General features: G+C 42.7%; 14 protein-coding genes. 8 read left to right on the top strand and 6 right to left on the bottom strand.

What is annotated here, in order from left to right:
* Position 1 precedes the first annotated feature (1 nt).
* Positions 2 to 2,020, bottom strand: a complete 2,019-nt coding sequence (gene tkt, locus AHMF7616_RS06950) for a transketolase (RefSeq protein WP_115372230.1) — start codon at positions 2,018 to 2,020, stop codon at positions 2 to 4.
* A 232-nt stretch (positions 2,021 to 2,252) separates the two neighbouring features.
* The gene (locus AHMF7616_RS06945; protein ID WP_115372229.1) at positions 2,253 to 3,020 is read right to left on the bottom strand and encodes an SDR family NAD(P)-dependent oxidoreductase; all 768 of its coding nucleotides are present in this window, start codon (positions 3,018 to 3,020) and stop codon (positions 2,253 to 2,255) included.
* Between the two features lie 571 nt (positions 3,021 to 3,591).
* Here AHMF7616_RS06945 and AHMF7616_RS06940 point away from each other — a divergent pair.
* The 3 genes from AHMF7616_RS06940 to AHMF7616_RS06930 all read left to right on the top strand — a co-directional run bounded on the left by AHMF7616_RS06940 (position 3,592) and on the right by AHMF7616_RS06930 (position 6,777).
* Positions 3,592 to 4,218 carry a hypothetical protein gene (locus tag AHMF7616_RS06940; protein ID WP_115372228.1) on the top strand — a complete coding sequence of 209 codons (627 nt, stop codon included), beginning with the start codon at positions 3,592 to 3,594 and terminating at the stop codon, positions 4,216 to 4,218.
* A gap of 375 nt (positions 4,219 to 4,593) precedes the next feature.
* On the top strand, positions 4,594 to 5,853 hold the full coding sequence (locus AHMF7616_RS06935; protein ID WP_115372227.1) for a Bcr/CflA family multidrug efflux MFS transporter: 1,260 nt from the start codon (positions 4,594 to 4,596) through the stop codon (positions 5,851 to 5,853).
* 84 nt (positions 5,854 to 5,937) lie between these two features.
* Complete coding sequence (locus tag AHMF7616_RS06930) at positions 5,938 to 6,777, top strand: aldo/keto reductase (protein ID WP_394335762.1); 840 nt, start codon at positions 5,938 to 5,940, stop codon at positions 6,775 to 6,777.
* 1,016 nt (positions 6,778 to 7,793) lie between these two features.
* Here AHMF7616_RS06930 and AHMF7616_RS06925 read toward each other — a convergent pair.
* From AHMF7616_RS06925 to AHMF7616_RS06910, 4 genes are all read right to left on the bottom strand, one after another.
* Positions 7,794 to 8,696, bottom strand: coding sequence for a manganese catalase family protein (locus tag AHMF7616_RS06925; RefSeq protein WP_115372225.1), 903 nt, complete (start codon positions 8,694 to 8,696; stop codon positions 7,794 to 7,796).
* A 409-nt stretch (positions 8,697 to 9,105) separates the two neighbouring features.
* Positions 9,106 to 9,939: a phosphogluconate dehydrogenase C-terminal domain-containing protein gene (locus AHMF7616_RS06920; RefSeq protein ID WP_115372224.1), complete on the bottom strand. Its 834-nt coding sequence runs from the start codon at positions 9,937 to 9,939 to the stop codon at positions 9,106 to 9,108.
* A gap of 111 nt (positions 9,940 to 10,050) precedes the next feature.
* On the bottom strand, positions 10,051 to 10,863 hold the full coding sequence (locus AHMF7616_RS06915) for a sugar phosphate isomerase/epimerase family protein (RefSeq protein ID WP_115372223.1): 813 nt from the start codon (positions 10,861 to 10,863) through the stop codon (positions 10,051 to 10,053).
* A 101-nt stretch (positions 10,864 to 10,964) separates the two neighbouring features.
* Entirely contained in the window at positions 10,965 to 11,972 is a 1,008-nt protein-coding gene (locus AHMF7616_RS06910; RefSeq protein WP_115372222.1) for a GntR family transcriptional regulator, read from the bottom strand.
* A 174-nt stretch (positions 11,973 to 12,146) separates the two neighbouring features.
* Between AHMF7616_RS06910 and AHMF7616_RS06905 the strand changes: the two genes are divergently transcribed.
* The 5 genes from AHMF7616_RS06905 (at position 12,147) to AHMF7616_RS06885 (ending at position 18,984) form a co-directional block, all read left to right on the top strand.
* On the top strand, positions 12,147 to 13,172 hold the full coding sequence (locus tag AHMF7616_RS06905; RefSeq protein WP_115372221.1) for a Gfo/Idh/MocA family protein: 1,026 nt from the start codon (positions 12,147 to 12,149) through the stop codon (positions 13,170 to 13,172).
* Positions 13,173 to 13,176: 4 nt separating this feature from the next.
* On the top strand, positions 13,177 to 14,649 hold the full coding sequence (locus AHMF7616_RS06900) for a sugar ABC transporter ATP-binding protein (protein WP_233507382.1): 1,473 nt from the start codon (positions 13,177 to 13,179) through the stop codon (positions 14,647 to 14,649).
* Positions 14,650 to 14,879: 230 nt separating this feature from the next.
* Entirely contained in the window at positions 14,880 to 15,833 is a 954-nt protein-coding gene (locus tag AHMF7616_RS06895) for an ABC transporter permease (protein ID WP_115372220.1), read from the top strand.
* 32 nt (positions 15,834 to 15,865) lie between these two features.
* Complete coding sequence (locus tag AHMF7616_RS06890) at positions 15,866 to 16,894, top strand: substrate-binding domain-containing protein (protein ID WP_115372219.1); 1,029 nt, start codon at positions 15,866 to 15,868, stop codon at positions 16,892 to 16,894.
* Between the two features lie 305 nt (positions 16,895 to 17,199).
* Positions 17,200 to 18,984 (top strand): D-apionate lactonase family protein, encoded by a 1,785-nt coding sequence (locus AHMF7616_RS06885; protein ID WP_115372218.1) that lies wholly within the window; start codon positions 17,200 to 17,202, stop codon positions 18,982 to 18,984.
* Positions 18,985 to 19,273 lie beyond the last annotated feature (289 nt).

Genomic DNA, 19,273 nt, shown 5'->3' with positions numbered 1-19,273 from the left:
TTTATTGAAACAAGGCCCGGGCCTTTTCACAAACATGAGCGACCGTAAAGCCAAATGCTTCCAGCACTTTATCGCCCGCACCAGATTCTCCGTAGCGATCGATGCCAATAACAGCCCCTTCGGATCCTACGTATTTGTACCAAGCCAGAGTAATACCCGCTTCAACCGATACTCTTTTTCGGACAGCGGGCGGCAGTACCTCGTCGCGGTAAGCTTGGTCTTGCTGATCGAATAATTCCCAGGAAGGCATGCTTACCACTCGGGCCTGAATACCTTCTTTTTTTAATTCTGCCTGGGCTCCCAGGGCTAATTGTACTTCGGAGCCAGTTCCTATTAAAATAACATCCGGCGTACCTTCGGCATCGCTTAAGGTATAAGCGCCTTTTTCAACATTGCTCGCAGCAGCATAAACACTCCGGTCGAAGGTGGGTAACTTTTGCCGGGTAAGTATGAGGGCCACCGGTCCTTTCATGCGGGTCATGGCAATGCGCCAGGCTTCTACGGTTTCATTAGCATCTGCCGGTCGGATTACCGTTAAGTTCGGAATGGTGCGCAGAGCTGTTACATGCTCCACGGGTTGGTGGGTGGGGCCATCTTCGCCTACGGCAATACTATCGTGCGTGAAGACGTAAGTAACCGGGGCTTCGGTAAGGGCCGCTAACCGAATCGAGCCGCGCATGTAGTCCGAAAAAGTTAAAAAAGTACCGCCATATACCCGTACGCCCCGGTGCGAGGCCATGCCGTTTAAAATAGCGCCCATGCCGTGCTCCCGAACCCCAAACCAAATATTAGAATGATCGTAGCTGCCCGGCTGAAAACTAAGTTCGCCTTTGGTAGGCATTTCGTTAGAACTAGCTAAATCGGCAGAACCGCCAATCACCCAGGGCACCGTTTTCTTAATAGCTTCCAATGCTTTGCCCGAAGCTTGCCGGGTAGCCATAGAATCAGCGGGGGTAAAAACGGGCAAATTGCTGTCCCAACCCGACGGAAGTTCTCCGTGGTAGGTTAAGCGTAATTCCTCTCCTTCGGTGCTATAAGCGTGGCTGTATTCTTCAAACAAATCTTGCCAATCTTGTTGCAGGGAAGCTCCTTTTTTACTAGGCTCCAATAAGTGCTCCTGCACTTCGTCGGGTACGTAAAAAAACTTGGCCGGATCCCAGCCTAAGTTTTCTTTGGCTTTTTTTAAATTTTCCTCGCCCAGCGGGTTGCCATGTACTTTACTGGTACCCTGCAAAGGACTGCCATAGCCAATAATAGTTTTAATTGAAATAAGCGAAGGCTTTCCGGTTTCTTCTTGCGCCGCGCGAATGGCTTGGTCAATAGCTTCAATATCATTACCATTATTTACCCGCTGGGTATGCCAGCCATAAGCCTCAAAGCGCGCTAATACATCTTCCGTAAAAGCGAGACTGGTTGGGCCGTCCAGGGAAATATCATTATCATCGTACAGAAAAATAAGTTTACCCAATTTTAAATGGCCCGCCAAAGAAGCAGCTTCGGCCGTTAAGCCTTCCATTAAATCGCCATCGCTCACAATGCCGTAGGTGTAATGATCAATTAAATCAAAATCCGGGCGGTTGTATTTGGCGGCTAAAAAAGCTTCGGCCAGTGCCACTCCAACTCCATTGCCAAATCCCTGGCCCAAAGGCCCGGTGGTTACTTCAATGCCCGGAGTGAGCATCGATTCCGGGTGCCCAGGCGTTTGCGAACCAATTCGCCGGAATTTTTCTAATTCCGGCATAGGTAAATCATACCCGTATAAATGCAATAAACTGTATAATAAAGCCGAGCCATGTCCAGCCGAAAGAATAAACCGATCCCGATTTTGCCAATGCGGGTCTTTCGGGTTAAACCTTAAAAAACGCGACCAAAGCACGTAGGCCATGGGAGCTGCTCCTAAAGGTAAGCCCGGGTGTCCGGAATTGGCTTTCTGAACCATATCCGCAGAAAGAAACCGGATGGTATTTATACTAAGCTCATCGAGCTGGGTTAATGTTTCGGTGGAATTTTGATTGGCCATAGATAACAAGTTGTGGTAAGACCCAAAATATATGTTAACGTGAAGTAGTAATTTTTATCTGGAAAGATTACATTTAATTACCGTGAACTAAAAAGGATATTATGATCTACTAGCGCTAATAGCCTTTATGTTTTTCTAACTAAATAGCATTAAAAAGGTTGTAAACTTATTATTTATGATGGATATATCAGCAAAACTAATTTGAATAGTTATTCCGGAATAAGTATTCGTATTAATAAGGCGAGGGACTAATAGAGGTCCAGCCACCATCAATAATAATTGTTTGCCCGGTAATATGACGGGCTTTTTCTGAAACCAAAAATACAGCAGCTTGCGCAATATCCTCCGGACTGGCTGGTCTTCCTAAAGGTGTTATGTTGGACCAGGTTCGTTCGTAATCAGCATCCAGGGCGGTTCGTTCGGTAAGGGTTGCCCCGGGAGCAATAGCATTAACCGTAATTCCATAAGCCGACACTTCTATGACCAGGTTTTTGGCCAGCATTTCTAAAGCAGCCTTAGTCATACCGTAAGCAGCCAGATTTTTATGGGCCTGATGACCGGTTACCGATGACATAAACAAAATGCTGCCTCCGGTTTGCTGCACTTGTATTTGTTTGGCAATGGCTTGGGCTAAGAAAAAAGAACCTTTAAGATTCAAATCCATCACCTGTTGAAAAGCCTCAGGCGTATAAGTAAAAAAATCGCCGAAGAGCGTTATACCGGCATTGGCTATGGCAATGGTAACCTGCCCAAAGTGTTCTTTGGCAGTAAGTATTAAATTGTTAATAAAAGAAACATCGGCTGCATTACCAGGTAAGCCAATGCAATTTGCGCCAAATTCTTCTTTGAGCTGAGCAGTTGCCTGATTTGTTAAAGTAACATTTAAATCGTTTAATACAACGGCAACTCCTTGTTTTAATAATTCGCGGCATATAGCAAACCCTATTCCCTGCCCGGCGCCAGTTACAATAGCTACTTGTTGATTTTCTTTCTCGGACATGTTAACTCGTTTTGTTTAGCAGTAAAGTACCTACCTCCAAATTTTAAATTTTGATTAACAAGCAGTTGAACCTTGTGGTTTTCAATCCAGGATAAAAGCATTTGCCTTGCTGTTTTGTTTAACAAGGTTTAAATCAGCCGGAAATACGCACATCCCTTTCATAAAAACAAATCTTTACCTTTGGTATCTGCCCCGACTTTCTTTCTTTAAAAAATTTGCAAATTGTAATCTTGAATTATTCGATGGTAGGACCTATTGCATCAATTAACCTATTCAACTTTATTGGCATAAGATGTCTTTAAACTAAATCGAAAAGGCTACTGAAATTATATCAGCTACTTGGTATTTAGTTATTTTTTGAGTGGCGGGTAATATACTCCTGATGCCTCCTGTTTAAATATGTTTTTAAACAAGAAATATATAGGATTTATCCCGGCAAATAATTTATATTTTTTATTCGCCTATCTTTGAATTATCTAAATAATATATTTACTATATATTTACTTCCGTAATGCAATAAGCACTACAACAATTAATCGATCTTATTAACTGCTAAAAACCAACCAAATCCATGACCACCAACTATAGCATTTTTCCAGAAGAACCTAATTGCAATCAAGCATTACCCTCGGCTAATGCCATGCTTATAGTTAATACGCATCAATCGTTCATTCAATTAAGCTGGAAAAGTTCTCCGCAAGTAGAGGAGTTAACCGAATGTATTTTAATAATCAGCGATTTGATCAAAGAAAATAATATTACTTTTTTCCTGCACGACCTCCGCAACGTAAATTTTACCGATATTAATATACAAAGATGCTTATCTAAAGTATTTTGCCTGCAAATATTAGCAGCGGGTATTAAAAGATTTGTTCATTTGGCTAAATACGAATTACCTGAGTTACTTATTTTGGATGAAATTACAACTTATATTCAAACTAAAGTTATTACTCACAAAGCAGTTAGAATGGAAACATGTACTACCCTTGAAGGAGCATTTGAATGGATGAATAACTCTGGAATAAAATCAGCTACTTTTCCTACGCAAATTGCAGATAAAATAGTAAATGTAGAACAAGTAAGTTACGAGTGGGCGGCAGCTGCTCAGATTAGCTCCTCTTTAAAGCAATACAAAGATAAAGCTGCCATAGTATTCCGGATATTAATGAAACGTAAATTATTTTATTCCGAGATTTAATCTTTTAACTTAAGGCATAAAACAAAAAAGAAAACCAATGCGGTTTTCTTTTTTGTTTTATGCTATTTCCTTTTGCCTAATTGTAAAGACGCGCTACTTGGCTGGGCTAGTTAGGTAATTAAAGTTTTTAATTTTTTTGCTTTAGTTAAAATAACATGAGCATTTAGCTGCGCTTCAAGTTACGCCTTTTCGGCCGATGAGCCCTAAATTAACCGGCAATCTTCTGCTGGAAGATTAATTATTTGATCTTTTCAACTTATACTTTCGGTAAGCAGTATACAGGTAATTCAGCCGCCTTTCGAGAAACAGGTTTATTTGATAATTGCTTGTTCCTAACAGATTTTTGCGGATTAATTTGTTACTGATTTTTAATACATGAAGAATTCCCAAAACCGTTTTGGCATTATCTTGATTTTGGGTGTTTTAGCTACTATCAGTCCATTTTCGATCGATATGTATTTGCCAGGCTTTCCGGCTCTTGCCCGTGATTTAAATACAACTATTGATCACATTCAATTATCCTTAACCAGTTATTTAATTGGTATTGCCCTGGGGCAATTGTTATACGGGCCCTTGCTGGACCGGTTTGGCCGCAAAAACCCGTTGTACGCCGGGTTATTAGTTTATGTATTGGCAACTGTTGGTTGTGCCTTCACTAACTCTGCTGATACTTTGATTTTAATGCGATTTGTTCAGGCTATTGGCGGTTGTGCAGGCATGGTAGCCGCTTTAGCCTTAGTACGCGACCTTTTTCCGGTAAGCGAAATCGCCAAAGTATTGTCGCTGCAAACCTTGGTTATTAGTGTTTCCCCCATGATTGCTCCTACCGTGGGAGGCTACGTTACCGCGGCATTTGGCTGGCAATACATATTTATAGTTTTAGCTATTATTGTTGTGCTGGTAATTATAGCTATTTACCTGGCATTACCGGCGGGCCGCGCTCCTGACAAGAGCATCTCCCTATTACCCCAGCCGGTATTACGTAACTTTTATTCGGTTTTAAAAAATCCACAATTTTTGACCTATATGCTGGCCGGTGGCATAGGTGCCGCGGCACCTTTCGCTTATATTTCTGGTTCGCCGGATGTATTTATGAATATTTACCAGGTGAGCGAACAAGAATACGGCTGGATTTTCGCCATTCTGGCTGCCGCCATGATTGGTTCCACCCAATTAAACACACCTTTGTTAAAACGCTTTTCAAGTGAACAACTCCTTACTTTTGCTTTAACTTTACAAACGGTGGTTGGTAGCTTGCTGGTAATTGGTAGTTTGGCCGGTTGGTACGGCAAGTATGGATTAATCCTATTGATTTTTATTTTTTTAGCGGGTCAGGGTTTAAATGTTCCTAATTCTTCGGCTCTTTCGTTGGCGCCTTTTGCCCGGCAGGCTGGTAGTGCTTCGGCTTTACTGGGGTGTTTGCGCATGGGGGCAGGCGCCTTAGCGTCCGCGGCCGTGAGTGTATTGCACAATCAAACCGTTTTACCTATGGTTAGCGTTATGGCATTATGCGCGGTGTTGGGATTAATATTATTACTAATAGGTAGAAAGCAAATACAATCCGGTGCCGGGAGCCCAGCAGACGCTGCTTTGGTTATACTGGAAACAGAACAACCTATACCTTTTAAGAAATAGCTGTCTTTTAATTATCAGGTAATTATGCAATATAAGCACTTAGGCCGTTCAGATTTAAAAATTAGCACGATTAGCTTCGGCTGTATGTCTTTAGCAACGGCCACTCCCGGAGAAAGTATTCGTTTGTTAAACGATGCACTGCACCAAGGTATTAACTATTTTGATACCGCTGATTTATACGACCAGGGAGAAAATGAGAAATTGGTGGGCAAAGCTTTTTTAGGCAAGCGGCATCAAGTTATTCTGGCCACTAAAGTAGGCAACCAATGGCGACCAGATGGTAGTGGCTGGGACTGGAACCCACGCAAAGAATACATTCTGCAAGCCGTTGAAGGCAGCTTGCAACGCCTGCAAACCGATTACCTGGATTTATATCAACTACACGGCGGAACACTCGACGACCCGATTGATGAAACCATGGAGGCCTTCGAAATTTTAAAAAAACAAGGTAAAATCCGGTATTACGGCATTTCGTCTATCCGGCCTAATGTGATCCGGGAATATGTGAAGCGGTCGCAAATTGTAAGCGTGATGATGCAGTACAGCTTACTGGACCGACGACCGGAAGAGACTGTTTTAGATTTATTACAAGGAAACCAAATCGGAGTATTGGCTCGCGGCGGTTTGGCCCAAGGTTTATTAGCCGGTAAACCCGCCAAAAACTACTTAAATTATTCGGAAGCAGAAGTGAAAAAAGTAGTTGAGGCGGTAAAAAATCCATTAATCCCAAACCGTACCGCTACCGTAACGACTATCCAATACGTGTTAGATCACCCGGCAGTAACTTCAGCCGTTTTAGGTATTCGTACAACCAATCAATTACAAGAAGCACTGCACATTAATTCAAGCGAAGTTCTTTCGAAAGAGGAAGTTAGGTATTTAAAAAAACTGCTTGTGCCAAACAAGTACGAGCAACACCGTTAAAAGCAATAGTTAAATATTAACCAAAATAACCTTAATAAATTCGGTAAGAACGTGTTATTACTGGTACTTGCGGCGTTTCATTTTAGGTTATACTTAGCTGCTAGCCGGAATTTTTACTTGCTGCCTAATGATAGTAAGTATTTGTTGATTGTTAGTTGCTCCTTAATCGCATTATAAATTACCTGACATGTCCTACTTTAAAACCTTGTTTAAACTAATGGAACCTTGTTTCTGAAAAAATTTTATACAAAAATTAAGTTTTTGTAATTAGTTTCTTTAGAACTAGGTACTAAACATTCTTGCCATATACTTCGGTCCTACATAATGATCCTGGATTAGCTAATTTTTTTGGTGTTGCTGCTAAACCTTCAGGTCAAAAAAATAAAACTGGTTGAGTTAATAGAAATACACCTTAGTAAACAAAATTTTAAATTATTGAATATTTCTAATAAATATTCACCAGACCAGAATCAAATAATTGCTTTATAAGACCTTAGAACCCTTCGGTTTTCTTCTAATATTAAGCTTTGTCTATAAACAAAAACGTAGGTTAATTTCTGGCTTTAATTAGATTTTTTTGAGCATACATTGATAAAATAGAAAGATTTATGTTTAATTTTTTCAAAATAAAAGGTTTTAATATTTGTATATTAAATTTTTACAATTTATAATCGCGTATAGATTAGCTTAATATAATTTTAGTGCTATTTGGGTTAGTACCAAATAAAGTTAAAAAGAATAAAAAATTATCGAATCAAACATTTACCATCTAAAATCATTCTTATGAAAACTTTAAACTTATTCTTAATTCCTCCCTAAGGTGATAGTTCAAAAACCCTCCACGACTTTAGCATAAACATGACCGAAATTCAACTTTCGGTCATGTTTTTTATTAGAGGATCATCCATTTTCTTGATAACCTGTGAAAACGCTAATCTTAATTTTACACTTTCAAACATAAAAAAAACACTACCAAGTTTAATGATAGTGCCTTTAGTATGAAGAAAATGTCGCTATTAGGATTTTATGCCCATTTTTTTAGCTATGTCTTTAAACATATCAGGGTCGAAATCATCGGCGCCCGGTGCGTTTAATTGCGGCTCTTCATCTAAATCCGGGGCTGGAGCACCTTCTGGCGCACCAAACCGTACCTCTAATGGCTGGCCATCTTCGGGGTGCGGACCATTAAATACCAATCCGGCTTTTTGGTAATCTTCCTGGCTGAAAGTATATAAGATCCGGTGTACGCCGTTTGCTTCGTATTTGCGGGTTTCCGGGAAGGCTTTATTACTAAGCTCGGGTACCGGAATTAATTTAGTTACATCGGAGCCAGTTAAGTGCTCCAATGCCCGGGCATAAGCCACCACGTGTAATCCACCCCGAACCAATAAGTATCCTACCATTTCGCGGGCCGTTGGGTCCGTTACCATTTCGTACACGCGCATTTTGTTAGCCCGAGCGCCACACTCCAAGAAAAAGTTATGGAGTAAATCTAATCTTAGATTTCCGCTGCTAAAAACATTTTGTCCGGTCCAGAAATTACCCATCGAATCCACCGGTAATGAAGACTGACCACTGGCTATAAAATGATAGGTATTGCGGGCGTCCGTAGCATTTTTCAGGGGGCCGGGTTCCGGATCGAATCCTCTTTTAGTAGTACCGGTTAATAACAAGTTGATGGCATAACTAACGGCTTCAATATGTCCGTACTCTTCGCCGGCAATGCTGCAAATTAAATCGTAAAATGGACGCAGGCGTTTCCGGCCCCGGAAATTAAACGATTGGAAAGTGTAATTCATTAACGTTGACATTTCGCCAAATTTGCCACCGAGTAATTCTTGTACCGCCGCTGCATCATTGGGCGAGGGATTGTTGGGGGTAGGCAGCTCAATAGGCAGCCGGTCCATTTTTAAGATCATAGTTTAACAGTTAACGGGTTAGAAAATTAGAACAAAATGATGATTTCCTAAACGTCGTTAACGCGGTAAAGTTTATGATCCAGGTTTCAGTTTAAGATTCTGTTTTCCGTATTTATCCGGATAACAGAATTGATTTTCTTTATTATTTACCAGCAAAGCCTTTTTTTATAAATTGGATTATACGTATTTATCCCGGATTTTTTTCTCCGGTTAGCTAAAATAATTAAGGGCCGAGATACGGTCGAGTACGCTAACCTATAAAACATTCAGTAAAGCAGCTAAACTACCGAATTTTATTTTTTGGTAAGATGTAAGATAATAAACCTCTATTGCCCAGGATAGAGGTTTATTGTCATTCATCCAGACTTATGGCTAGCAAGCAAATAGGGTTATTGGTAGTAAGATGATTTTACTTCGTGGTAATATCTTTTACCTGTTCCCGGATATCATCCATCTCGAAAATATTTTGCCAATTATCCCGGAACAAAATAGGTTTAGCGCGCTTGCTGATCTTATAAGCGGCATCCGAAAAGGTACCGTTTACTTCTTTAAACAATACGGCAATTTGAATGCGTAAATGACCCAGCACAAAATCGCGGGCCGCTGGTTCCGGCACGCCTAATTGCACAATGCGGTCGTAGCCTTCTTTTACTACTTCCATACAAGTTTGAGCCAGGGTTTCTACCATGGCGGGCTCCAGTATGGCCATTTGTTCCAGGGTAATCCGGTGGGTATCTTTGATAGGTTGGTACATATCCTGCGCCACTTTTTCACCAAGCTGGTAATGCGCTTCGGAACCGTGCATTAAAGCCACTACTATCGACTGTTTTGCCGTAATTCCACCGTAAAAATCACGGAAAGCTTCTTCGGTAGGTTCCCAGTTAAAAACACTCGGATGACAAGGGTGCGCAATCACGTAACCTAAATCGTCGCGGTGGTAAATCACGCCATCCAATGGTGCCGCCGGGTCAAGGGTCATCACTAAGGCGCCAGGTTTCATCTGCGGAATAATTTCCTCCGAAATTGCCCCGATGGCTACATCCGGAACCGCCAGAATAACCACATCAGCTTCCGGAACAGATTTTTCTTGGGTGCTCACGGTAACGCCGCGTTTTTTTAAATTTTCGATACCCTGCGGACTAACTTCCAGGTAATCCAGCAAATATTGGGAACAATTTTGAAAGTTATCGGTGAGCCGGCAACCCATTTTACCACCAGCCCCTACAAGTGTAATTTTAGCCATTGTTTTCTTATTTAAAGAGTTGTTCGTTATTAATTGTTCGGTAATAAATGCGCGAATGCCCGATAGCTAGTAAATTTTTAAATTTATTCGTATTTGAATTCTTCCATTGCTTTAGGATTTAAAAAATGACTGCAGATACGCCAGACTTTCCTCGGCCCAAACTTCTTCTTTCTGCAATGTTACTTGCATGCTGGCCTCCGGTACTACCCATTGTTCCAACACCGCGGTTTGGCACCGGTTGTACACCGCTAATTTATGTAGTAGCCAAGGCAAGTTTAACATCCCCTGCCCGGCCGGCCGGCCATCTATCTGAAAGCCCATTAAATGAGGCAAGCGCTGAATGCCAAAATCTTTTATGTGCAGATTAACGGTAAAGGGGGCTAACTGCTCCACAATCTCTTCTAATCCTTCCCCAGCTCCCATGGAGTTAACCGAATCCAGGCAAATACCCACGTAGGCACTATTTACTCCCTCAATAATCTGGGCAAATTCCCGGGCTTTCAGGCGATCATGGTTTTCCAGACCTATGGTTATTTGGTTAGCTTCTAAAAAAGAAACTTCTTTTTTAATTATTTGGATAACCTGAGAAATTTCTGGTTCGTAGCCCGGACCATCAATCACAAACCGCAGCAAACGGGCGTTTAACTTTTTGGTTAAACCCAGATAGTGGTGCAAATGGTTACTGGTTAAACCGCGGGCTCCTATTTCCAGAGTAATCCCGGCAGTACCGGCTTGTTCCAGTAGAGCTTGCAAACGCTGCTCCGGCAAAGTATGCAAAGGTAAATTATCACCAATCTGCACTAACCGTAACCCAAAAGCCTGCGCTTTCCGGATTAAATCGAGCTCGGTGATTGGTTTGAGCGGCAAATTGCCCGGAACGCCTACCGCCCAGCCATACGTGTAAGTACTAATTCCCAGTTGCATGTTTAATTTTAGGTATTCTCAGGTAAAATGATTTTTAAAGAATAATTGCGGTTTAGAAGGTTAAATTTTTAAAAATTTAATAGCGGGCAAACCTTTTTTAATCAGAGGGACTTTCGCCGGATTAACCGGGTTGGATTGGCTATTTGTTCCGGCCGCTTTTCCAAAATAAGCCGACCAGTAGTCCGGCCCATTGCTTCGAAATTCGTAGAAATTACCGTTATGCCTCCTTCCAGAATTTCTTTCATGGGCGTATCATCGTACGAAATCAAGCCAATGTTGCGGCCCAGTTTTAGCTTTGTTTGGTGCACGTGCTTTACAAAAGAGATTAGATCCCGGTCGGAGAATAAAAGATAAGCTTCGCCGGGTTTTACTAAGGCCGGCGTAAAAGTATCTACCACCACGCACGGTATTTTATGTTTTTGTTTAAAGGCCGCAAAACCCGCCAGAATTCCTTCCGGCACAAACTGAAACTGATCCCGGGATAACACCAGGGTTAAACAAGAGTATTTGGCCAGTAAATCTTCCGCGGATTGCAACGCATTTAAAATATCTTGCTCAAAACTTTGGTAAACGGCGGCATAATTACCTTTTAGTTTGTTAATGGATTTATCCAGAACTACTAGTTTCTCCTGCGGAATTTGCTTTACAATCGTGGAAACATCTTCGTTAAAGTGCGGCATGATTACGTAATACTGGTAATTGCCCCGGTTATTCTGGATTAAACTTTGAAACAAGTCGCGGTCGTAGTGATGAAAAAACAGGTTTAATCGCGCGTTTGCCGGCAAAACGGCCTTTAAAGCATAGAAGAGCGTTTCTTTGTACGCGTTTAGCGTATCGAAAAGTAAAAAAATATTTAAAGGACTGCTTACTTCGGTAGATACCACGTAAAATCCTTTACCCTGTTGCCCCCGAATAATGCCGCGTTGCCGTAGCTCTTCGTAGGCTTTGGCTACCGTAACTTTCGCTAAACTTTGTTGTTGGGCCAGTTCATTAATCGAAGGCAGTTGCTGGCCATGCGCTAAACCTCCTTTTTCAATGGACATCAGAATACCATCCATAATTTGCTGGTATTTCGGACGATTAGAAGTAGTATCAACGGGAATCAGCATTTCCAGGTATTTAAAGCTCCATCCTAGCGGGATTAAAATATTATTTTTTAAAAATTATCTTCTGGTTTAAAATTTTGAATACTCCAGAATCTAATTATATTTGTTTAGCCAACCAGTAGAGTACAGTAGAGTTAAGACGAAGGTACTATTTTTTTAAAAATTACCCTACAAAGCATGAAAAATTTAAAATTTGCGGTTTTTGGTACTGGATTTTGGTCGTTCTATCAACTATCCGGGTGGCAGGAACTAAAGGGCGTGGAACCCATTGCTTTGTATAACCGCACGCGCAGCCGGGCCGAAGAAATTGCCCGCACGTTTAACGTACCGCACGTGTACGACGACCCAGAAGAGCTTTTGCAAAAACACGCTGCCGAACTAGCTTTTATCGATATTATTACGGATGTAGACACCCACGCGCTTTTCACGCAAAAGGCTGTTGAATATGGTTTACCCGTTATTTGTCAGAAACCCATGGCGCCTACTTTGGAAACGGCCCGCCAGATGGTAGCGGCTTGTAAAAACGCCGGCGTTAAATTTTACATCCACGAAAATTTCCGGTGGCAAGCGCCTATCCGGAAAGTAAAGTCTATTTTAAAGTCCGGAGTATTAGGTAAGGTGTTCCGGGCCCGGGTTACCTTTATTTCGGCTTTCCCGGTTTTTCAGAACCAGCCTTTTCTGGCCGAATTAGAAGAATTTATTTTAACCGATATTGGGTCGCATATACTGGATATTTGCCGCTTTCTTTTCGGCGAAGCCCAATCGCTGTACTGCCAGATTAACCGGGTAAACCCCAGTATAAAAGGCGAAGATGTGGCCAATGTGCTGCTGCGGATGCAAAACGGAATTTCCTGCTTTGCCGAAATGTCGTACGCCTCTATTCTGGAAAAAGAAGCTTTTCCGCAAACCCTGGTGCAGGTAGAAGGCGAACTCGGCTCATTGGTCTTGAGTCACGATTTTCAGATAAAAGTTACTACCCGACAAGGTACCACTGCTTATTCAGCAGAACCTAAAATGTATAGCTGGGTTGATCCGGCGTATGCCGTGGTGCATTCGTCGATTGTAGATTGTAACCGCAATATTCTGGAAGATTTAAGGGATAACACTACCGCCGAAACTACCGGGGAAGATAATTTTGAAACGGTGCGTTTAGTACATGCCGCTTACGAATCGGCGCGGCAGAACAAGGTTATTAATTTTTAAAAAAATGGTGCTGCAACTACAAGAAATTTCTAAGTATTTTCCGGGAGTAAAAGCCTTAGAAGCTGTTTCTTTCGATTTACAGCCCGGCGAAGTGCATGCCTTATGCGGCGAAAACGGCGCCGGTAAAAGCACCTTAATGAATATTTTAACCGGCAACCTGCAACCCGATGCCGGCACCATCCTGCTACATGGGCAACCCACGCGGATCAACGGTCCGGCCCACGCCGCGGAGCTGGGCATTGCCATTGTGTATCAGCAGCTCAGTTTAACCGATGCGCTTTCGGTAGCCGAAAATATTTTTGCGAACCAACAACCGCGTAATGCCTGGGGCTTTATTCAGTATGCGAAATTATATGGCCAAACCCGGGCTTTGTTACAGGACTTGCAAATAGATTACATTCAGCCGAAGCAATTAGTAGCGGATTTATCGCCAGCCGAAAAACAAATGGTAGAAATTGCGAAAGCCTTAGCCAAAAAGCCCCGAATATTACTCCTCGATGAACCAACAGCCTCGATTACCGCCCGCGAAACAAAAACCTTATTTACGTTAATAAAAAATTTAAAAAAAGAAGGCAAATCCATTATTTACATTTCGCACCGGCTACCCGAAATTTTTGAAATAGCCGATAGGGTGTCGGTTTTAAAAGACGGGCACTACCAGGGCACGCAACCAATAGCAGCCGTTACGCCCGAAAATCTGATTCGCTTAATGGTAGGCCGCGATTTATTAGGGCATGATCAGGCTTCCGGGGCCACTAACCAGGAACTTTTACGGGTAGTAAACTTAGCGGGACCTGGTTTTGCTAACTTAAACTTTACCTTACATAAAGGCGAGATACTAGGTTTAGCGGGTTTAATAGGAGCCGGTCGCTCTGAAATGGCACAAACCTTATTTGGTTATTTACCCCGGCAGCAAGGACAGGTTTTTATAAATGGCCAAGAAGTTTTCATCCATCACCCGGCAGAGGCTATTGCGGCCGGAATGGGATATGTACCGGAAGAACGAAAATCGCAAGGTTTGTTCTTAGATCGTACGATTACGGAAAATGTAGTGGCTGCGAATTTAGCTGCTGCGGCTCCATCTGGTTATTTTGATTTTAGAATAGCCCAAACTTTAGCGCTGGAATATAAAGAAAAGCTACAAATAGCCACGCCCCACGTGCAGCAAGTAGTGCGTAATTTAAGCGGCGGAAATCAGCAAAAAGTAGTACTGGCCAAATGGTTACTCACCAACCCGGAGGTGTTACTGGTAGATGAGCCAACACACGGCATCGATGTGGGAGCTAAGTCCGAAATTTACCAACTCCTCCGCCAATTAGCGACTGCAGGTAAAGGTATTTTGCTCATATCCAGCGAACTACCCGAGCTATTAGCTTTAGCGGATCGCATTTTGGTAATCAGGCAAGGAACAATACGGGGCGAACTACCCGGTTGCCAAACCACCGAAGAAGAAATTATGGCTTTGGCTAGTTGGTAAGAAATCAAGCAAATGCTCTAGAGCTAATATTAAGTTAGAAGACCCTTTTGCATAACCGAACAAACTTAATTTTAACTACTGTTTAATAACCTTAAAGTTCTGCCTATAAATAAGCAAAAGTCGAACATCTAAAATCTATTATCCAGTATCTAACATTTGGCTGCGCATTCTTTCCGGAATATAAAAAATTTAAAAAATTGACTCTAACCAGTGCTGACTACCGCTAATCCATGAGAAAACTTTTTCAAGACCGAGTTACTTCTCTCAGTATTACCATTTTGCTGATTTGCCTTCTGGCGAGCCTTATTTTCCCGAAGAACTTTCCCACTTTTGAGAATTTGAGCCAGGTATTGCTGAACTTATCCATTGATACCATTGTGGCCGTGGGCATGATGCTCTTATTAATTGCCGGAATGTTTGATTTGTCGGTGGGTTCGGTGGTGGCTTTTTCCGGGGGCTTAGCGGCTAATCTCATGTTCTTCCACCAGGTACCAGTGCCAGTGGCTATTTTGGCAGGTTTACTCAGCGCAATCCTAATTGGTTGGGTGAACGGGTACTTAATTGCTTACCAAGGAGTTAACCCCATGATTCAAACGTTAGCTATGTTGGGTATTGTACGCGGAGGAGCCTTACTGGTAGCCGGGGCTAACATCCAGAACTTGCCTTATTGGTTTAATGCCATTGGGCAAGCTCGGTTACTGGGCATTCAAATGCCGGTGTGGTACATGCTGCTAACGGTAGCTGTATTTTCGGTGCTGGTTAACAGAACTGTTTTCTTTCGCCGTTATTATTACATTGGGGGCAACGAGAAAGCGGCCGAGTTGTCGGGGATTCTGGTGAAACGCATGAAATTATACGCTTTTGTTTTATCGGCTACCCTGGCGGGTATTGCGGGCATTTTACTGGCTTCTCGTTTAGGAGCGGCCATGTCTACTTTGGGCCGGGGCTTAGAGCTACGGGTAATTACGGCGGTTATTCTGGGAGGTGCCAGTTTACAAGGCGGTGTAGGTAAAATTCCGGGGGCTTTATTGGGAGCTTTATTTATGGGGTTGGTCGCCAATATCATGATTATTGCCCGCATTTCGGGTTTATGGCAAGATATAATTCTGGGTATTATTTTAATTGCAGCGGTTTGGCTCGACTTATATCTGCAAAAACAAAGTCGGGGAAATTCAAAAATTTAAAATACGTTTTTTAAAAATTAATCTATAACCTGATGCAATTACAAATAGCTTTACGGGATCTGCTAGTTGGGATATTAACTTTAACGGTGGTTAGCTGCGAGTTACCGCCCCGGCAAAAAGCCGCAACGCCGGAAGGCACCATTCTGACCACTGTTGAAAACGACCAGATAAGACCCGACGAAGAATACGTAATGGTTACCACGGCTATTAGCATGCCCATGTACGTGAACCACGATCAGGCGGCTTTTAAGCGCTGGGGACAAAAAATGGGAGTTAAAACCGCTATTCTGGGTCCGTCGGAGTGGGATGTACCGGCCCAGATTGAAACCATCGAACAAGTCATTGCTTCCCGGCCGGCCGGCTTGCTCATCAACGGCACCGATCCGGGCATTGCCCAGGCTATTAACAAAGCCGTAGCCGCGGGCATTCCTACGGTAGTATACGATTCGGATGTACCTAACTCCAAACGCCACGCTTTTTTGGGCACCGATTGGTACCAGATTGGTTTAATGCAAGGCGAAGAAATGGTGCGTTTAACCGGAGGCCAAGGTAAAATTGCTTACATGGGTATTCTGGGCCTTACTAACATGGAAGCGGGTTTTCAGGGATTACTGGATGTGTTAAAAAAATATCCCAAAATGCAAGTGGTGGGCAAATACGACGATAAAGCCAACGTGGAGCTGGCTGCCAAAATCACGTCGGATGTACTAGCTGCTCACCCGGACTTAGCCGGTATTTGCGGCTTCGACTCCAATTCTGGTCCCGGTATAGCATTAGCGGTAAAAGAAGCGGGTAAAGCAGGCAAAGTAAAAATTACCACCGTCGATTGGGAGCCGGAACATTTACAACTGGTAAAAGATGGCGTTATACAAATGCTAGCCGGTCAAAAACGCGAATTATTTACCTGGTACGGCGCCCAGTTTTTATTCGATATGGTGCACCGTACCAACCGCCTGTCCAGCAACGATGCCGCTTCCGGTATTACCAATGTGCCCACCACCATTAACACCGGTCTGCTCCGCATTACAAAGGAAAATGTCGATCAATTTTTAAAAAAGTAGTGGCTTTCATTTAAATTATTGAATTAGAGATTCGCTAAGAGGCCAACTCAGTTCTTTCCAATAAGGTATCGCGCCAGCCAGTTGAGAGGACTTGGCTTCATACATTAGTCTTAATGAATAATCTTCTAGTTAAACTGCTATCTACCATCTACTAGCAATCATACCGTCCACTTAGCCACAAAAGTAAGTTTAAGAGCAGGATGGATTTTTCCAGAAAATCAAACTATTTTAAAATTTACTTATTTCGTGCTACTTAAACCGAAATTAGGGTAATTTCAAGCTGGTAACCAATTATAACTAAATACATGCTACTACACGCCGGACCTGTGCAGGCTCTCTACGACCGCGGTTTTTTGCGATACATTCAAATTGCTGACCACGAAATAGTACGGATGATTTACTTTGCCGTCCGCGACCAGGATTGGCAAACCATGGCAGGCTCTATTAGAGGCGAGCACATTCAAACTACCCCGGATACTTTTTCGATTAGCTATACCTCCCACATCAACCAGGATGCTATACAAATGGAATGGCAGGTAAGTATATCGGGGCGGGCCGATGGTACTATTACATTTGATATTGAAGGCACAGCGCAAAGCAATTTTTTAAAAAATCGGGCGGGCTTCTGCGTGCTGCACCCCATAGCCGGAATTTCGGGGCATTCCTGCCGCTTAGAACACCCGGATGGGAGTGCGAGTTACGGCCAATTCCCTACTTACATCAGCCCGCACCAGCCTTTTTTAAATATAAAGGCCATGGAATGGCCCGTAGCAGAACAAGGCCTTTTTCGTCTGGAATTTAGCGGCGATATTTTTGAAACGGAAGATCAACGGAATTGGTCCGACGCTTCTTTTAAAACTTACTGCACACCGTTGAGTCAACCTTTTCCGGCCCCGGTAAACGCCGGCGACCAGATTAAGCAACAGGTAATTTTTAAAATAGTGAAGCCTTTCCCCATTTCGGTAACTCCTTCACCGACCGCTTTACTCCTGCTAATTGAAAAAGATAAAATTGCTTTTCCTGAAATTGGTTTCGGCCTGAATACCTCTGGGGCGTATATCACTCCCGAAGAAGCAATAAGTTTGAGATCAGTAGGTAGTAAACACTTGCGCGCCGATATTTTCTTGAATGAATCAGGTTGGAAAGAACAGTTAGAACAAGCTGGCCTCCAAAGCGAACAATTAAACGCTGCCTTAGAGTTGGTATTATTTTTCGGCAAAGAACCCGCTGTAGAAGTGGGTAATTTTGTGCATTACCTGCAAGAGCAACGACTGCCAATAAAAAGCTTAGTGTTACTGGAGGCCGCCCGCCAATTTACCACAGATACTTTACTGCAAACCATAGTTCCGGTTTTGCGTACCGCTTTTCCCGGAATACCCTTGGGTGGCGGCAGCAATACGAATTTTACAGAATTAAACCGAAATCCCTTTACTTTTTCTTTCGTGGATTTTGTGTCGTATCCGGTTAATCCGCAGGTGCACGCTTTTGATGATTTAACTTTAATTGAAAACGCTGCCGCGCAAGCCGATACCGTAAAAAGTGCCCAACACTTAGCGGGCCACCTGCCGGTGCATGTATCGCCGGTTACTTTAAAACCCCGCTTGCATGAAGTAGCCACGTCTGGCCAATCTTATAATACTCCACCTGATCCACGGCAGCCAAGTAGTTTGATTGCTGGCTGGACTTTAGCGAGTTTAAAATATTTAGGCGAAGCTGGCGCAACTGCCATTACTTACTTCGAAACCACCGGCCCGAAAGGTATCTATCATTCTGGTAAACTTTTCCCAACGGGTTATCTTTTTCAATTTCTTCAACAATACCAACCGCAATATATTGTACCAACTACCTACACTAAACCGCTGGAAGTAACCCCCCTCCTGCTCTTAAATGCAACCGGCAGCTGTTTACTCCTGGCCAATCATTCCCCCGATTTGCAAGCAATTACTTTACCTGCTCATTTTACGGTTCACACCCACACCTTGATCGGTGAAGATACGGGTTCAAAAATTTACGCCGATTACTTACCTGGTCAGCAGATTACACTTAAGGCTTACCAAGTAGTGGCACTGGAAGGAGCTTTAGGTATTTAATATTTTTGCAACAAGCCAATGCCAGATTTTTTTAAAAACACAAACCACGGCGCCTCCTCTTGGCAGTGTCCTCACTGCCAACTTTTATTAAAGTTATACTACAGAGGTAGTAAAAAATAGTGCATATTTTTAAATTTTTAAACCGCGCAGGAAAGTTAATTCCCTAATTTTCTGTTTTTTAAATTTTTAGATTAGTTAGGTGATAACAGCAGTCAGAGTTCAGTTGTACACTTTATCCTGGATTATGATTCTTGCGGATAAAACACAACTTCAGAAAATAATGCTTATC

The organism is Adhaeribacter pallidiroseus, from assembly GCF_003340495.1.
GTDB classification, from domain to species: Bacteria; Bacteroidota; Bacteroidia; order Cytophagales; family Hymenobacteraceae; genus Adhaeribacter; species Adhaeribacter pallidiroseus.
The sequence above is the reverse complement of the archived record's forward strand: the minus strand, read 5'-3'. Positions and strand labels throughout refer to the sequence as shown.